This is a genomic window from Lentzea alba (assembly GCF_011067745.1).
Taxonomy (GTDB): Bacteria; Actinomycetota; Actinomycetes; order Mycobacteriales; family Pseudonocardiaceae; genus Lentzea; species Lentzea alba.
The window spans coordinates 91,404-107,926 of sequence record NZ_JAAMPJ010000006.1 but is presented as its reverse complement, the minus strand read 5'-3'; the positions used below and the strand labels follow the sequence as shown (position 1 = coordinate 107,926).

Below are 16,523 nucleotides of genomic sequence, written 5' to 3'. Positions count from 1 at the left end.
ATCGGTAAGTGAACAAAGATGTCCGATAGTCGAACGCCTCGGAGACGTCATGGCCTACTACCGCCAGGTGGGGGAGATCCCCCGAAAGCGCCACACCCAGTTCCGCAAACCGGACGGTGGGCTCTACGCGGAAGAGCTGATGGGAGTCGAGGGGTTCTCGGCGGATTCGGCCCTGCTCTACCACCGGTACCTGCCCACGGCGATCGTGAACGCGGAGACCGTGAAGGACGAGCGCGGGAGCGCTTCCCCGAACCTGCCGTTGAAGCCCCGGCACTTCAAGACCACGGATCTGACCTGGGCTTCTGACGACGTCGACGCGGTGACCGGTCGGCGGAAGTTGTTCGGGAATCCGGACGTGACCATCGGCTTTGTGGTCGCTTCGGTGCCTTCTCCGTTGTACCGCAACGCTTTCGGTGACGAGCTGCTGTACGTGCAGGGCGGCTCGGGCGTGATCGAGACGATCTACGGGGCGTTGGAGGTGGGGGACGGCGACTACGTGGTGATCCCGACCTCGTGCACCTACCGGGTCGTGCCCTCGTCGCCGATGTCGTTGCTCGTGCTGGAGGCGACCGGGCACATCGGGCCGCCTCGTCGCTACCTGTCGGCGAAGGGCCAGTTCCTGGAGCACTCGCCGTACTGCGAGCGGGACATCCGGGGACCTTCGGAGCCGCTGCTGGTGGAGGGCACGGACGTCGACGTGCTGGTGCGGCACCGCGCTGGGCTGACGCGGTTCACCTACGCGAACCACCCGTTCGACGTCGTCGGCTGGGACGGGCACCTGTACCCGTGGGCGTTGAACATCCGCGACTTCGAGCCGATCACCGGCCGCGTGCACCAGCCGCCGCCCGTGCACCAGACGTTCGAGGGCCCGAACTTCGTGGTGTGCTCGTTCTGCCCGCGCAAGGTCGACTACCACCCGCTGGCCGTGCCGGTGCCGTACAACCACGCGAACGTCGACTCGGACGAGCTGATGTTCTACGTGGGCGGCAACTACGAGGCGCGCAAGGGTTCCGGCATCGGCATCGGCTCGATGTCGCTGCACCCGTCGGGCTGCACGCACGGCCCGCAGCCCGGTGCGGTCGAGGCGTCGCTCGGCGTGGACTACTTCGACGAGACCGCGGTCATGGTCGACACGTTCCGCCCGCTGGAACTGGGCGAGGCCGCGGAGGCCTGTGAGGACCCGGCTTACGCGTGGACGTGGGCCCGTCGAGGTCCGGCCTGATTTCTTGTCGGGGGTGCTCGCTACTTTGGTTCCGTGAGGACACGAGCCGTTCCGATGCGCTGGCAGGGCCTGGGCAAGGCCCTGCCGGTGCTGTGGGGCCTCTACACGGGTTCCGGCAGCGTGCCGTACCGCGTGTGCGTCGACCTGGCCGCGGGCTCCGCGAAGTGCACGTGCCCGTCCCGCAAGTTCCCCTGCAAGCACGCCGTCTCGTTGCAGGAGCTGGACATCCCGGACGCTCTGCCGCCGGACTGGGTGGAGGAGTGGACCACCCGCCGCGCGGCCCGTGAGCTCGACTCCTCACCGGAAGCCGTGGCCCGCCGCCTCCGAGCGCGCGAGAAAACCGCGGCCAACCGCGCTCTGGCGATGTCCTCCGGCATCGACGGCCTGCGCGACTGGCTGCTCGACGTCGCCTCCGCGGGCGTGGCGTCCCTGCCCGGCCGCCCGGCCACCTGGTGGCAGGCCTTCATCGCCCGCATGATCGACGCGCAGGTCCCCGGCGTGGCCGCGGCCGTCGCCGAAATCCAGGAGATCGTCGCCCGCTCGGGCCCCCGCTGGACCTCCGACGTGGCCGACCGCCTGGGCGGCCTGCACCTGCTGTGCTTCGTCCAACCGCGCTCCCGCCTGGGCGTGACGATCCCCGAGGAAACCGTCAAGGCCACTCCGGGCGTCTCAGACCGCTGGGTGGCCGTGCTCCGCCTGGAAACCGACGACGGCCGAGTCCGCACCGTCCGCCAGTGGTGCTGGGGCCGCCAGACCGGCCGCTGGGTCGTCGCCATCCGCCACTCGGCCGTGGGCGCCCCCGTACCCCTGCTGCCGCACGGCCTGGAGTCCTCGGCCCTGGTCCACCCGTACCCCGGCTCAGACCGCGTGGCCCTGGGCGAACTGGCCGGCTCCCGCACCCCGGACCCGATCCCGGCACCGCCCTCCTGGCGCGCCTCTCTGGCCGCGTTGGAGCCGATGCTGATGGCCGACCCGTGGCAACGCCTGTTCCCAGTCGGCTGCGCCTCCGTCCGCCTGTGCGGCACCTCGCTGGCAGACGCCTCGGGCCACGGCCTGCCCGTCCGCGACGACAGCGGCCTGGACATGGCCCTGGCGCTGACCGGCGGCGCCCCCTTCGACGTCTGGGGCCTGTGGGACGGCCACGCGCTCCGCATCGGCGCCATCGCCCGCGACGGCGCCCTGGAGGTGGTGGCATGACCGCCGCGCCGTCACTGAACCGCCGCAGGCCTGTCGTGTTGGCGCCGCTTCACCTCACGACTGCCCCGCATCCGCGTCCTGGGGATGGCGGGATGGCTGCCGCACCGCCACAAACCCGCCGCCAACCCGCTGAGCCGGCTCCGTCCCGTCCGCGAGGCCTGGGAGGTGGCGGCGGGTCCGCCGTCCCGCCCCGCCCCTCGACCGTCGCCATCCCCATCCCGGAGGTGGCGGCGTGAAGGCCGAGTGGTCCAAGACCGTCCAAGACCTCCTGATCGGCACCACCCGAGGCGGAGGCTCCCCGACCGACCTGCTCGCCGACTGCGCCGCCCTGGGCGTCGCCGCGTTCGGCGCCACCCTCCCCCAGGAAGTCGCGGCCGACCCGCTGCCGCCGGCCCCGCCCGAGCCCGCCGCACTGCCGAGGCCCGCCGCCAGAGCCGTCCTCGAGGCGATCATGAGCGTCGACGACGAGGTCCTCCTCACCGAGTGGTGCGCGCTGGCCAAGGCCGGCAACGTCGTCGCCGAACACCGCATGCTCCCCGCCCTGCTCGCCCTCGGCACCGCCCGCCCAGGCCTGCGAGCCGCCGTCGTGGAGGTCCTCGGCACGCGAGGCCGCTGGCTCGCCGGCACCCGTCCCGGCTGGTCCTGGGCGAGCGGGACCTCCCCGCTGACCGAGGAGGTCCCGCTCGCGGAAATCCTCGACCTGCCCAGCGCCCAACGGGTTCGCGCGCTCCGCCGCAAGCGCAGGGCCGACCCGGAAGGTGTCGGCGCGTTCATCGCCGGGGAGTTCGAGACCTCTCGCCGTTCCGCCGACCGCCAGGTGCTCATCAGCGCCCTGGAAACAGGGCTGGGGCCGGGAGACGAAGAGCTCCTCGAAGCAGCCCTCGACGACAAGGCGGCCGCCGTCCACGACGAGGCCCTCCGCCTGCTGCGCAAGCTGCCGACCTCAGCCCTGGCCGCGAGAGCGACCCGACGCCTGAACCAGGGCCTCCAGCTCACCGAGGACGGGTTCGACGTCCAGACCGACGGGCTCTGGACCGAGCAGGCCGACCTCGACGAGCAGCGCGACCTCATGCGCGACGGCTCGGAGAAGGGGGTGGCGGGCCGCATCAGGGCCGCGGCCGCCAGCGTTCCGCCGTCGTACTGGACCGCCCGCCTCGACACCGACGACGTGAAGGCCGCCAACGTCCTCAGGAGGGGGCCCTGGGCCGCCGCGCTGCTGCGGGGCGTCGCCGATCAACTGGGTGCGGCCGCAGACCCGCGTCCCTGGGCCGCGGTCGCCGCCGAGACGTTGACCGGCATGGAGCAGCTCGAAATGCTGGCGGCGCTGCCCGCGAGCGTGGCCGAGCAGGCGGTGGTCGCGGTGTCCGTGAACTGGCATTACGACCTGCTCGACCACGCCTGCGCGCAGCTCCCGGCGCCGTGGTCGCCCGAGACCACCCGCGCTCTGCTGCACCGCTACGCTGCGCTGCCCGACCCGCGCTGGCGGAGTGGCCGGCCGCCGGCCGTGCTGCTGGCGCGCGGGGACGCCGACCTGCTCGGGGCCAACTGGGAGGGGCTCACGCGGCGGTGGCCGGAGAACTCGCTCGAGCTCGAGGTCCTTCGGCTGCGCATCCGGCTGCGCGAGTCGTTCGCCCCGCCGCCGGACGACTCCCGGTGACCCACCACACTTCGACGTACCCGAACCCAGGAGGCCCACTGTGACCGCCGTGCTCAGGCCGACGGCCGAACAGCAGTACGCCGCCGAACTGGAGGCCGTCGCGGCCCAGGACGACCGGCAGCGGCCGCCGAACTGGCGGCTGTCCCCGCGGGCCGTGGTCACCTACGTGCTGGGGGGCACGCTGCCCGACGGCACCGTGATCACGCCGAAGTACGTGGGGGCGCGCAGGCTGGTCGAGGTCGCGGTGGGCACGTTGGTCACCGACCGGGCGCTGTTGCTCGTGGGTGTGCCGGGCACGGCCAAGTCGTGGCTGTCCGAGCACCTCGCGGCGGCGATCAGCGGCGACTCGACGCTCGTGGTCCAGGGCACCGCCGGCACGAGCGAGGACCAGGTCCGCTACGGCTGGAACTACGCGCGGCTCATCGCCGAAGGCCCGAGCGAGAACGCGCTCGTGCCGAGCCCGGTCATGAAGGGCATGCAGAGCGGCGCGGTGGTCCGGGTCGAGGAGCTGACCCGCATGCCGTCCGAGGTGCAGGACTCGTTCATCACGATCCTGAGCGAGAAGTCGCTGCCGGTGCCGGAGCTGAACACGCAGATCCAGGCCGTGCCGGGGTTCACGGTGATCGCCACGGCGAACGACCGCGACCGCGGCGTGAACCAGATGTCGTCGGCGCTCGCGCGGCGCTTCAACACCGTCGTGCTGCCGCCGCCCGCGACCGAGGACGCCGAGGTCGAGATCGTCATCACCCGAGCCCAGCAGCTCGGCAAAGCGCTTCAGCTGCCCGCCGAGCCGCCCGCGCTCGACGAGGTGCGCCGGGTCGTGCGGATCTTCCGGGAGCTGCGCAACGGGTCCACTGTGGACGGTCGTACGCAGCTGAAGAAGCCGAGCGGCAGCCTGTCGACGGCCGAGGCGATCTCGGTCATCGCGAACGGCATGGCGCTCGCCGGCCACTTCGGCGACGGCACGCTGGGCGCGGACGAGCTGGCGAGCGGGCTCATCGGGTCCGTCATCAAGGACCGGGTGTCGGACGCGACCGTGTGGCAGGAGTACGTGGAGACGGTGCTGAAGGAGCGCGCCGAGTGGCGCGACCTCTACCGCGCCTGCCTGGACGTCAGCGGTGACTGAGCCGGTCCTCCTCGGCATCCGGCACCACGGCCCCGGCTCGGCCCGGATGGTCAAGCGAGCGCTGGAGCAGACCGAACCGGCGCTCATCCTGATCGAAGGGCCGCCGGAGGCCGACGCACTCCTCGAACACGTCCACGCCCTCACGCCGCCGGTCGCGATCCTGCTGCACGACGAGGCAGAGCCCGAGAACGCCGCCTTCTGGCCGTTCGCGGAGTTCTCCCCGGAGTGGCAGGCACTTCGCTACGCCGACGAGAAGGGCGTCCCGGCACGCTTCTTCGACCTGCCGGCCGCCGCGTCGATCGGTGACGACGGCCCGAGCGGCAACGTCGACCCCATCGGCCTGCTCGCCGAGGCCGCAGGCTTCGACGACCCCGAGCGCTGGTGGGAGGACGTCGTCGAGCACAGCGCGTCCGACCCGATCGACCTCGCGAACGCCATCGCCGAAGCCATGGTCGCCGTGCGCGCGGAGTTCGAGGACGAGGTCGGCGAACGAACGCTCAGAAGAGAAGCGTTCATGCGCCAGACGATCCGCAAGGCGCGCAAGGAAACCGACGGCCGGATCGTCGTCGTCTGCGGCGCCTGGCACGTCCCGGCGCTGCTCACCAAACCGACCGTCACGGCGGACACCGCACTGCTCAAAGGCATGCGCCGCCGCAAGATCTCCGGTACCTGGGTCCCGTGGAGCCACGGCCAGCTCGCCGCCGAGTCGGGCTACGGCGCCGGCGTCGACTCGCCCGGCTGGTACGCACACCTCTGGCAGCACCAGGACGACGTCGTGCCGCGCTGGTTCGCCAAAGCCGCCGCGGTGCTCCGCGAAGAAGACCTCCCGGCTTCGACCGCGAGCGCCGTGGAAGCCGTCCGGCTCGCGGAAACCCTTGCCGCGTTGAGGGAACGTCCGTCAGCCGGCCTGAGCGAGGTGAACGAAGCAGCGCTCGCCGTCCTCTGCGGCGGCGACGAGATCCCGCTCCAGCTCGTGCACCGCAAACTCGTCGTCGGCGAACGACTGGGTGAGGTCGGCGAAGCCGTCCCGCGCTCCCCGCTGGCCGCGGATCTCCAGCGACTGCAACGGAAACTCCGCCTCCCCGCGGACGTCCAGCCCAAGCAGCTCAAGCTGGACCTCCGCAAGGACACCGACCGCGAACGGTCGAAACTGCTGCAACGCCTGGAAGTCCTCGGTGTCGGGTGGGGCAAGCCGGACCGCTCCAACTCCCTCGGCACCTTCGCCGAGGTCTGGCAACTGCGCTGGGACCCGATCTTCGCGGTGTCCGTGGCAGTAGCGGCCCGGCACGGCACCACCGTCCACACGGCCGCCGAGAACGTCCTCGCCCAGGCCGCCGAGGACGCGACCCGCGTGGCCGTCGCCGCGGCGACCCTGAGCAAGTCCGTCGGCTGTGAGCTCCCCGCGGCCGTCACCGCCGCCCGCAACGCCCTCGACCGCTGCGCCGCCATGGCCACCGACGCGCTCGAACTGCTGGCCGCCCTCCCGGACCTGGCCAGGACAGTCCGCTACGGCTCGGTCCGCGGCACCGACCCGGAACTCCTGCGCGTCGCCCTGCACGGCCTCCTGACGCGAGGCGCGGTGGGCCTTCCGATCGCCTGCCGCAACGTCGACGACGAAACCGCCGAACACGCGCTGTCGGTCGTCGACGGCGCTCACGAGGCCACCCGCCTGGCCGCCGACGAGGACCACCAGAAGACCTGGTGGCGAGCCCTGCACGCGCTGGTCAAGGCCGAAGCCCACGGCCTCCCGACAGGTCGAGCCACCCGCCTGCTGTGGGAAGCGGGCGAACTCACCAGCGACGACGTCGCCGCCCGTCTCCACCGAAGCGTCGCCACCGCCTTCGTGGCCGGCTTCCTGCGCGGCTCGGCCACCCTCCTGGCCGCCGACCCGCGCCTGTTCGGTCTCATCGACGAATGGCTGAGCGGCCTGCGCGGCGAGGCGTTCGACGACGCCCTGCCGCTGCTCCGCCGCGCCATCACCGACTTCACGCCCGCCGAGCGGCGCCTGCTCGGCGAACGCGTCGTCGCAGGCGAGACCCCGGGGCCGGCCTCCGACGACGAGTGGGACCTGGAGATCGCGCAACGCCTGGCAGCCCACGTCCGCGGCCTCATGGCCGGAGTTTCACCATCGTCGGATCCGCCGATCCCAGAGGCGTGACCGCACCGGAAGAAGATCGCCTCACCGCGCCCGACGAAGGCCGCCTCGAAGAGTCGCAGGAACTCATCGACGAGGCCAAGAAGATCGCCCGTGACCTCCGCGAAGAGGTCCCGGACACGGCCGCGGAGCCTCCGGAAGAGGGCTCGCCGGCCAACTGAGCACCGGGACTAGACCGACCAGGGCGGCGTGATCGTCTGCCCGTCGGCCAGCGTGCCCTTGATCCCCACCGTGGTCGCCACGAGGACCCGCGCGGGCCCACCCGTCAGCGACAGCTCGGTGTTCGGCGGCACCACGATCACGTCACCGGCCCCGGCCGTCTGCCCCTGGATCGTCACGGACCCGGACAGCACGTAGAACACCTCCTCCTTCGACGCGCGATGAGGCGTCCCGTCGCCCCCTTCCGGCACGTCAACGGTCCACAGCAGCACTTCGCTGCTCCCGCGTGACGGCACGGCCAGCGGCCTGAACTCGAACCCGCCGAACTCGAACAGCTCCGCGGAATCCCCCGTAACCAACAAGACAACCTCCAAAGTAGTCAACCAGGTTGTCCAACCATAGAATACGGTCAACCAGGTTGTCTACTAGGAGTGGTGAAATGGACCCGGTGCCGATGCTGCTGGCGATGACGTATCGCGCCATGGGCGACCAGTTCCACGACCGCCTCAGGCAGATCGGCCTGGAACCGCTGCGGCCGGCGCACGGCTACGTCTTCCGGTTCCTCAAGGCCAGGCGCGCCACCACCGTCGACATCGGGCAGCACCTCGGCGTCACCAAGCAGGCGGCCGCGAAGATCGTCGCCGAGCTCGACGAGTGGGGCTACGTCCTGCGCGAACCGCACCCCACGGACAAGCGCGCGCAGTACGTCACGCTGACCACGAAGGGTCGCGACTACCTGAAGTTCGCGGACAACCTCTGGTCAGACCTCGAAGGCGAGATGGCCGAGGCGATCGGGCAGGACACCTTCGACACCATCAAGGCCGGCCTCGCCGCGTACCTGCAGCACGTGCACGGCGAGGACCAGCCAGGCCTGCGCCCGGTCTGGTGACCGTCAGAACACCTGCGTCAGCGCGATCACGCCGAACACCGCGAAGATCGCCCCGGCCACCCGCTGAATCCAGTGCGTCGGCAACCGCCCGGCCAGCTTCCGCCCCACCAGCACGGCCAGCGCGGCCACGGCGACCAGCGCGAGCCAGGCGCCGAGCCCGACAGCGAACGGCGCCCCGTACCGGGCGGTGATCCCGGCGGTCGCGAGCTGCGAGGCATCGCCCCACTCGGCCGCGAACAGCACGCCGAACGACGTCAGCGCCGCCCGCCAGAACGGCACGACAGCACGTGTCCCGGCCTCGTCCGCGGCCTCGGAGTCCCGCGAGAACCCTTCGCGAAGCAGCATGAAGGCGCCCACGCCGAACAGCAGAGCCACGACGCCGGCCACCACGCGGTCGGGGAGCAAGGTGAGGGCCGAGCCGAACGCCGCGGCGACCACGCTCTGCACGGCAAAGGCCAGCACGACGCCCGTGAACACCGGCCAGGCGCGATAGCGCGTGGTCAGCACCAGGGTCGCGACCATGGTCTTGTCGGGAAGCTCGACGAGGAACACCACCGCGAAGGCGGTGATGAACGCGAGCATTGAGGTGGCCAAGAGGTTCCTCCACGTCCGAATACGAGCCCGGACGGAGGCGCAACAGACCCCGACCGGGCGTGCTGCAGCCCGGCCGGAGGTCTCGTTCGCCCGTACAAGACGGGTGTGGGACCGGATCCACGCGAAGGCGGATCAGTATGTCGATCACCACGCCACCGGCTGCGAACTCCGGTGGGAACTACTCCCCTCTGGCGCATCCATCGTAACCGACGCATGTCACTCGAAAGGCGTGACTTCGCGCACGGGACCTTGGTCCCGAGCAGGGACGGGACCGTCGTACCTCATATCCCGCAAGATCGAGACCTAGGCTCTGAATCGTGGACGTACTCGAACTCGCGCGGTGGCAGTTCGGCATCACCACCGTCTACCACTTCCTGATGGTGCCGCTGACGATCGGCCTCTCCCTGCTGGTCGCCGGGATGCAGACCGCGTGGGTGCGCACGGGCAACGAGCGCTACTACAAGATGACGAAGTTCTGGGGGAAGCTCCTCCTGATCAACTTCGCCATGGGTGTCGTGACGGGCATCGTGCAGGAGTTCCAGTTCGGCATGGCCTGGAGCGCCTACTCGCGGTTCGTCGGTGACGTGTTCGGCGCGCCGCTCGCGATGGAGGGGATCGTCGCCTTCTTCGTCGAGTCGACGTTCCTCGGCCTGTGGATCTTCGGCTGGGACAAGCTGCCGAAGAAGGTTCACCTCGCCTGCGCCTGGGCGTTCTCGCTCGCCACGATGGCCAGCGCGTACTTCATCCTCGCCGCCAACTCGTGGATGCAGCACCCGGTCGGCATCGAGCTGCACGAGGGCCGGCCGCGGCTCACCTCGATCTGGGCCGTGCTGAGCAACAACACGGTGCTCGCCGCCTTCCCGCACACCATCGCCGGGGCGTTCGCCGTGGCCGGTGCGTTCCTCGTGGGCATCGCCGCGTGGCACCTCTACCGCAAGTCGCAGGACGAGAAGGTTTGGCGCAGCTCGCTCAAGCTCGGCACCTGGGTCGGCGTCGTCGCGTTCGCCGCCCTGAGCATCAGCGGTGACCTGCAGGGCAAGCTGATGTTCGAGCAGCAGCCGATGAAGATGGCCGCCGCGGAAGCGTTGTGCCACACCGAACAGCCCGCGAGCTTCAGCATCTTCGCGGTCGGCGACGTCACCAGGCCCGACTGCGAGAACGTCAAGAGCATCACCGTGCCCGCACTGCTGAGCTTCTTGGCGCACAACGACTTCAGCAGCGAGGTCAAGGGCATCCAGGACCTCGTCCCGCTCTACCAGCAGAAGTACGGCGAGTTCTATCCGGTCGATCCCAAGCTCGGCGAGCTCAGCGGCAAGCCGATCGACTACGTGCCGGCGCTGCCCGTGACGTACTGGGGCTTCCGACTGATGATCGGGTTCGGCGCGATCTCGGCCGGCCTGGGTGTGTTCATGCTCTGGTTGACCCGCAAGAACCGGACGCCCACCGGATGGTGGTTCCCGGCTCTCGGCCTCGCCGGCATCGCGACGCCCTTCCTGGCCAACAGCGCGGGCTGGATCTTCACCGAGATGGGGCGGCAGCCGTTCGTGGTGGTGCCGAACCCGACCGGGGTGGACGGTGTCTGGATGTTCACCGCGCAGGCGGTCTCGAACAGCACCCCCGGCGAGATCCTGACCTCGCTCATCGCGCTCACCGCGGTCTACAGCGTGCTGGCGGTCGTGGAGTTCTACCTGATCCGCAAGTACGTCAGAGGCGGGATACCCGGCGTACTGCCCCAGAAGACCGACGACGGCGCCCTGGCGTTCGCGTACTAGGGGAGAGGCGACGTGGAAACGCTCTGGTTCGTGCTCATCGCCGTGCTGTGGCTCGGCTACCTGTTCCTCGAAGGTTTCGACTTCGGCGTCGGCATGCTGCTGCCCGTTCTGGGCCGCGACAACGCCGAACGCCGGGTCATGATCAACACCATCGGGCCGGTGTGGGACGGCAACGAGGTGTGGCTCATCGTCGCGATCGGTGCCACGTTCGCGGCCTTCCCCGGCTGGTATGCGGCGCTGCTGAGCGCCGCGTACCTGCCGCTTACGTTGTTCCTCATCGCGTTGATCGGGCGCGGGGTCGCGTTCGACTACCGCGGCAAGGTCGACAACCCGCGCTGGCGCAAGGCGTGGGACGTCACGATCGTCGCCGGTTCGTGGATCGCGACCCTCTGCGTCGGCCTGCTGATCTCGACGACGGTGCTGGGCCTGCCGATCGACGCGAACGGCGACCGCGTGGGTTCGCCCTTCGCGGCGATCCGGTTCGACACGGTCGTCGGCGCGTTTGCCTTCGCGGGCTACGCGTTGGTGCACGGCGCGGTGTTCACCGCCCTCAAGACCGAGGGTGAGATCCGCGAACGGGCTCGTCGCCTCGCGATCACGCTGGCGCCCGTGGCGTTGCTGCCGCTCATCGCGCTGCTCGCGATTGTCGCCGGGCTCTGGGCGGGCGTGGTGGTGGTCGTTCTCGTCGCGGCGATGTGGCGGCTGCTCGCGAACCGCGACGGCCAGTCGTTCGCGCTGATGGGGCTCGCGATCGCGGCGAGCGTCGCGATCCTGTTCGGCTCGCTCTACCCGAACGTCCTGCCGTCGACGCTGAACGACGCGTGGTCGCTCACGATCGCCAACACGGCTTCGAGCCCGTACACGCTGCAGGTGATCACCTGGGTCGCCGGGTTCGGCACGCCCGCGGTGCTCGTCTACCAGGGCTGGACCTACTGGGTGTTCCGCAAGCGCATCGGCGTCAGGCACATCCCAGCCCAATGAATGGACACAGCCCACTGATGAAACGCGGCCCGCTGGGAGCACTGCCCCAGCTCTCGAAGAACGCCAGGCGCGCCCTCGTCGGGGTGGGCGCGCTGGCGTTCCTCAACGCCCTGGCGCTCGTCGCCCAGGCCGTCGCGCTGGCGTCGGTGATCACGACCCGCGAAGGCCTTCCGCTGCTCGCCGTCGCGATCGTGGCGCGCGCAGGTCTTTCGTGGGCGACGGAAAGCGCTGCCGCCCGTGCCGCCGCCGGTGCGAAGGAAGAGCTGCGCACCCAGCTGCTGGCGAAGTCGTTCGAACGCGGTCCCGGCTGGATCGCCGACCGCGGCACGGCCGAGTTGTCGGTGCTCGCGACCAAGGGCCTCGACGCGCTCGACGCCTACTTCACCCGTTACCTGCCCGCGCTGGTCACGGCCGTGATCGTGCCACCGCTGGCCGGTGCGTGGATCCTCTTCACGGACTGGCCGTCGGCGATCCTGATCGCGATCACGGTGCCGTTGATCCCGGTCTTCGCCGCGTTGATCGGCTGGTACACCGAGAAGCGCGTGCAGAAGGCCGCGGACGTCACCGAACTCCTGTCGGCCCAGCTGCTCGAACTGCTCCGCGCCCTCCCCGTTCTGACGGTCTTCGGCCGCGCCAAGCAACAGGCGACCGCGGTCGAGCAGATCGGGGAGCAGCACCGCAAAGCCACGATGGGCACGCTCAAGATCGCGTTCTTGAGCGCCCTCGTCCTGGAGATCGCCGCTTCACTGTCGGTCGCGTTGATCGCGGTCGGTGTCGGCGTCCGGCTCGTGCACGGCGACATGACGTTGATGACCGCGCTGGTCGTGCTGATCCTGGCGCCCGAGTGCTACCTGCCGTTGCGCGCTGCCGGAGCCGCTCACCACGCCAGCGAGGACGGCCTGGAAGCCGTCCGCCGCGTCGCCGCCGTCGTGGTTGATGAGGGGAGCTTTCCCAAACCTCTGGTTTATGAAAGCTCCCCTCATAAACCACTCGTTCGGGTGAGGGACCTCCGGGTATTGCGGCGTGGGGGGTTTGCGCCGGACGGGGTGAGTTTTGAGGTTGGGGCGGGGGAGATTTATCGACTTGAGGGGGCTAGCGGGGCGGGGAAGTCGACGACGTTCCAGGTGTTGCTGGGGTTTGTGGAGCCGACGGATGGCACGGTCGAGGTCGGGGGCGAGGTCGCGTACGTGCCGCAGAAGCCCGCGTTCGCCGCTGCCACGCCGCGGGCCGAGCTGGAGCTGACGGTTCCGGGGGCGGAGGACATCGAGGACGTTGCGCATGAGGTCGTGGCGGCGCATCTGCTCGACCGGCACATCACCGACCTCTCGACCGGCGAACGGCAACGCGTCGCAGTCGCGCGCGCCCTGCTGAGGGTGCGTCACGGCGCGACGGTGCTGCTGCTCGACGAACCGACCGCGCACCTCGACCCGGTGACAAGTCGCAAAGTCGACAAAGCGATCAAGAAAGCCAGTGCCACCGCCGCTGTCGTCCTCGCCTCGCACCGCGAGAAGGAGACGACGGAGGAGGAGACGTTCGCCAGGGTCGTCACCGAGGAAACGCAGCCGGAACGCCCGAAGCGCCTGCCGATCCCGTGGAAGGGGGCCGGGCTGGGCGTGCTGGCGGCCGTGGCGGGCATCGCGCTGACCGCGCTGGCCGCTCACCTGATCGCCCGCGCCGCCGAGATGCCGCCGATCCTGACGTTGTCGGTGCTGGTCGTGGGCGTGCGGACGTTCGCGCTGAGCAAGGGCGTGTTGCGGTACGTCGAACGGCTGGTCACCCACGACGAGACGTTCCGGCTCGCCACCAAGCTGCGCGTTGAGCTGTGGTTGCGGCTCGTGCGGGTCCAACGACGTGATGGGCTGCAACGGCTCGTCGAGGACACGGACACGGTTCGCGACCTGGTGCCGCGCGTCCTCGTGCCACCGGTCGTCGCCATCGGCGCGGGCATCGCGACCACGGTCCTGTTCGCGTTCATCGACCCGGCCGCCGCGCTCACGCTGGGTGGACTGCTCCTCGTGGCAGGGCTCGCCGCACCCGCCGTCGCGGTGTGGACCGAGCGCCGGGCCAGCACGAAGCTCGCGAGGGGCCGCCGCAAGGTCGCCCGCGACACGATCAACGCACTCGCCGCCGCACCGGATCTCCTCGCGCACGACGCCCACCACCGCCTTCTGGCGCAGCTGCACGCCGAGGACGTCGAGCTGGCAGGGGAGACCCGCAAGCAAGCGTTTGGCACCGGCGCGGCCACGGCGATCGTCCTGCTCGCGACCGGTGTGGCGGCCCTCGTCTGCGCCACCACCGGCAACCCGGTGCTCGGCCTCGTCCCGCTCGCTCTGGCCGAACCACTGGCCGCCCTGCCGCTCGCCGCTCAGCAGCGCAGGGCGCTCCGGGAGGCCAGCGCACGGCTGCAGTTCGACGCGCCGGAACGTCCGGAAGCGCCGAGGGGCAAGCGGATTCGGCTGGAGAACGTCGACGTCCGCTGGCCCGGCGCGAGCGAGCCGACGCTCACCGACCTGCACCTCAACGTCGAGCCCGGCACGCACGTCGCGATCGTCGGACCGTCGGGCAGCGGCAAGTCGACGCTGTTCGCACTGCTGCTGGGCTTCCTGCCGCCGGAGCGCGGCATCGTGGAGCTGCCGGCCGCGACCTGGTGCCCGCAGGAACCGATGCTGGTCAGCACGACCGTGCGGGAGAACCTGCGGATGTCGGGGCCGCACGACGACGAGCGGTTGAAGGAAGCGCTGCGCACGGTGTGCCTGCCGGAGTGGGTGGACCGGCTCGACACGGTGATCAGGCCCGACCAGGTGTCGGGCGGCGAGGCGCAACGGCTCGCGCTCGCCAGGGCGTTGCTGCACGACGCCGAGGTGATCCTGCTCGACGAACCCACCGCACACCTCGACGAACCGACCGCGCGGAAGCTGCTGGACCAGCTCCGCGACGACCGCAGGACGATCTTGCACATCACCCACCGGCCCGATGAGGCCGCGCGGGCAGACCTCGTGCTGAACCTCGGCGCGCCCGCATACCGTTGAGGACCATGGACCCCTCCCTGGCGCGGCGCGTGCTCGTCGCGTCCACCGAGATCACGTCGGCGGCGCTGGAAGACCCGGAGAACGTGCTGCGGCTCGTGGTGGAGGCGGCCGCGGAGATCGCGGACGCCGACCTCGGGCTGGCCATGCTCGCCACCGGCGAAGACGACGGCACGCTCACCGTCGAGGCGTCCAGCGGCGAACCGGTCGTAGCCACGCTCAGCCCGCGCAGCGCCGCCGCGAAGGCCGCGCGCACCGGGGTCCCGGTGATGGCCGACGACGTCACGAACGACCCGCGCACGGCCCCGTACGTGCCACAGGCGTTGCGCAGCTACGGGCCGTTCGCGGTCGCGCCGTTCGGCACCTCTGACCGCAAGATCGGTGCTTTGGCCGTGTACCGGCGGCGGGACAAACCGCCGTTCACGCAGGAGACGGTGGACGTGCTGACGGCGTTCGCGGCCCAGGCGGGGCTCGCCGTCGTGTTGTCGGAAGGCTTCACGGCACGGCAGCGCGTCGCGGTCTACGAGGAGCGCGAACGGATCGCCCGTGACCTGCACGACGTGATCATCCAGCGGCTCTACGGTGCCGGTGTGCAGCTCAGCCTGCTGGAACGGCGGCTGGGCAAGAAGCTCGACTCGGGTCAGCGCGCCCGGATCGAGGAGGCCGTCGAGCTGGTCGACGAGACGATCGCCGAGGTGCGCGCGACCGTCCGCGCGCTGCGCAACACCGACCCAGCCGACTCCGCCGACCTGCACGACTCGATCAAGGCCGAGGTCCGCACCGCCGGCGAGCTGCTCGGGTTCGCCCCGCGCCTGCACGTGGTCGGCGACCTGGCGAACGTGCCGCGCAAGCACGCCGACGACGCACGGGCAGCGCTGCGAGAGGCGTTGTCGAACGTCGTGCGGCACTCAGGCGCGACACACGTCCAGATCGACGTACGGCGAGACGAGAAGCATCTGCTGCTGCGTGTCGCGGACAACGGGTGTGGCATCCCGTCCGGTGTGACTCAGCGCGGATTGCGGCATCTCGCGGAACGGGCGAAGTCCGCGAACGGCGATTTCCGCGTCGTGAGTTCGCCGAACGGGACGACTCTCACCTGGTCCGTCCCCGTTTAGCCACCCAGGCGGCGGCCTGCGTCCGCCGTTCCATGCCGAGTTTCGAGAGCACGGACGTCACGTAGTTCTTCACGGTCTTCTCCGCGAGGAAGAGCCGTTCACCGATTTGGCGGTTCGTCAGGCCCTCGCCGATGAGTTCGAGCACGCGCTGTTCCTGGTCGGTGAGGCCAACCGGGGCTGGGTTGCGCATCCGTTCGAGTACTCGGCTTGTGGTGGCGGGGTCCAGAAGGGACCGTCCAGCTGCGACCTCGCGCACGGCGGTGACGACGTCCTGGCCGCGAACCTGCTTGAGGAGGTAACCCGACGCACCGGCCATGATGGCGCCGACCAACGCCTCTTCGTCGTCGAATGCAGTCAGCACGAGGCAACGGATGCCCAGGTCCCGCAACGACCGGCAGAGGTCCACACCACTGCCGTCGGGGAGCTGAACGTCCACGACGGCCACATCGGGCGGCGTCGCTCGGGCGCGGGTCACCGCCTCGTCGACGGACCCGGCCTCGGCGATGACCGAGATGTCGGCCTCGTCGTCGAGCATCTCGCGCAGTCCTCTGCGCACTACTTCGTGATCATCAACCAACAAAACGCGCACTGGCACGAATCCACCGTACGTCGAATGGCTGTTCCTGAGTG

14 protein-coding genes are annotated in these 16,523 nt (G+C 70.3%); 11 read left to right on the top strand and 3 right to left on the bottom strand.

The features are described from left to right. Positions 1–49 precede the first annotated feature (49 nt). The 6 genes from G7043_RS22535 (at position 50) to G7043_RS22510 (ending at position 7,518) form a co-directional block, all read left to right on the top strand. Complete coding sequence (locus tag G7043_RS22535) at positions 50–1,222, top strand: homogentisate 1,2-dioxygenase (protein WP_166048481.1); 1,173 nt, start codon at positions 50–52, stop codon at positions 1,220–1,222. A gap of 33 nt (positions 1,223–1,255) precedes the next feature. Continuing rightward, complete coding sequence (locus G7043_RS22530; RefSeq protein WP_166048479.1) at positions 1,256–2,419, top strand: SWIM zinc finger family protein; 1,164 nt, start codon at positions 1,256–1,258, stop codon at positions 2,417–2,419. Between the two features lie 232 nt (positions 2,420–2,651). Continuing rightward, positions 2,652–4,076, top strand: coding sequence for a DUF5691 domain-containing protein (locus tag G7043_RS22525; RefSeq protein WP_166048477.1), 1,425 nt, complete (start codon positions 2,652–2,654; stop codon positions 4,074–4,076). Between the two features lie 40 nt (positions 4,077–4,116). After that, the gene (locus G7043_RS22520; protein WP_166048475.1) at positions 4,117–5,202 is read left to right on the top strand and encodes an ATP-binding protein; all 1,086 of its coding nucleotides are present in this window, start codon (positions 4,117–4,119) and stop codon (positions 5,200–5,202) included. After that, positions 5,195–7,360 carry a DUF5682 family protein gene (locus tag G7043_RS22515; protein ID WP_207311563.1) on the top strand — a complete coding sequence of 722 codons (2,166 nt, stop codon included), beginning with the start codon at positions 5,195–5,197 and terminating at the stop codon, positions 7,358–7,360. Before G7043_RS22520 ends, G7043_RS22515 begins: the two co-directional genes overlap by 8 nt. Beyond that, positions 7,357–7,518, top strand: coding sequence for a hypothetical protein (locus G7043_RS22510; RefSeq protein ID WP_166048473.1), 162 nt, complete (start codon positions 7,357–7,359; stop codon positions 7,516–7,518). The genes G7043_RS22515 and G7043_RS22510 overlap by 4 nt, the downstream gene beginning before the upstream one ends. Before the next feature lie 9 nt (positions 7,519–7,527). Here G7043_RS22510 and G7043_RS22505 read toward each other — a convergent pair whose 3' ends face one another. Next, a complete protein-coding gene (locus G7043_RS22505; RefSeq protein WP_242642567.1) occupies positions 7,528–7,875 on the bottom strand; it encodes a cupin domain-containing protein in 348 nt (115 codons plus the stop codon). An 80-nt stretch (positions 7,876–7,955) separates the two neighbouring features. Here G7043_RS22505 and G7043_RS22500 point away from each other — a divergent pair, with 80 nt between their 5' ends. Further along, positions 7,956–8,405 (top strand): MarR family winged helix-turn-helix transcriptional regulator, encoded by a 450-nt coding sequence (locus G7043_RS22500; RefSeq protein ID WP_207311562.1) that lies wholly within the window; start codon positions 7,956–7,958, stop codon positions 8,403–8,405. Between the two features lie 3 nt (positions 8,406–8,408). On the opposite strand, the gene G7043_RS22495 is transcribed toward G7043_RS22500, so the two are convergent. Then, entirely contained in the window at positions 8,409–8,987 is a 579-nt protein-coding gene (locus G7043_RS22495; RefSeq protein ID WP_166049328.1) for a TMEM165/GDT1 family protein, read from the bottom strand. Positions 8,988–9,316: 329 nt separating this feature from the next. Here G7043_RS22495 and G7043_RS22490 point away from each other — a divergent pair, with 329 nt between their 5' ends. The 4 genes from G7043_RS22490 to G7043_RS22475 are packed head-to-tail and all read left to right on the top strand — an operon-like array spanning position 9,317 to position 15,893. Further along, positions 9,317–10,771, top strand: a complete 1,455-nt coding sequence (locus tag G7043_RS22490; protein WP_166048469.1) for a cytochrome ubiquinol oxidase subunit I — start codon at positions 9,317–9,319, stop codon at positions 10,769–10,771. Positions 10,772–10,783: 12 nt separating this feature from the next. After that, on the top strand, positions 10,784–11,752 hold the full coding sequence (gene cydB / locus G7043_RS22485) for a cytochrome d ubiquinol oxidase subunit II (RefSeq protein WP_166048467.1): 969 nt from the start codon (positions 10,784–10,786) through the stop codon (positions 11,750–11,752). A 17-nt stretch (positions 11,753–11,769) separates the two neighbouring features. Next, the gene (cydD, locus tag G7043_RS22480) at positions 11,770–14,781 is read left to right on the top strand and encodes a thiol reductant ABC exporter subunit CydD (protein ID WP_242642566.1); all 3,012 of its coding nucleotides are present in this window, start codon (positions 11,770–11,772) and stop codon (positions 14,779–14,781) included. 5 nt (positions 14,782–14,786) lie between these two features. Further along, positions 14,787–15,893 carry a GAF domain-containing sensor histidine kinase gene (locus G7043_RS22475; protein ID WP_166048463.1) on the top strand — a complete coding sequence of 369 codons (1,107 nt, stop codon included), beginning with the start codon at positions 14,787–14,789 and terminating at the stop codon, positions 15,891–15,893. On the opposite strand, the gene G7043_RS22470 is transcribed toward G7043_RS22475, so the two are convergent. After that, positions 15,871–16,488, bottom strand: coding sequence for a response regulator transcription factor (locus G7043_RS22470; protein ID WP_313888023.1), 618 nt, complete (start codon positions 16,486–16,488; stop codon positions 15,871–15,873). The two genes, G7043_RS22475 and G7043_RS22470, sit on opposite strands and share 23 nt — an antisense overlap. Between the last annotated feature and the right edge of the window lie 35 nt (positions 16,489–16,523).

Bases quoted from the DNA above. Each gene is read 5' to 3' on its own strand.
- G7043_RS22535 (WP_166048481.1), top strand. From the start codon at position 50: ATGGCCTACTACCGCCAGGTGGGGGAGATCCCCCGAAAGCGCCACACC.
- G7043_RS22500 (WP_207311562.1), top strand. From the start codon at position 7,956: ATGGACCCGGTGCCGATGCTGCTGGCGATGACGTATCGCGCCATGGGC.
- G7043_RS22495 (WP_166049328.1), bottom strand. From the start codon at position 8,987: ATGCTCGCGTTCATCACCGCCTTCGCGGTGGTGTTCCTCGTCGAGCTT.
- cydD (WP_242642566.1), top strand. From the start codon at position 11,770: ATGAAACGCGGCCCGCTGGGAGCACTGCCCCAGCTCTCGAAGAACGCC.
- G7043_RS22475 (WP_166048463.1), top strand. From the start codon at position 14,787: ATGGACCCCTCCCTGGCGCGGCGCGTGCTCGTCGCGTCCACCGAGATC.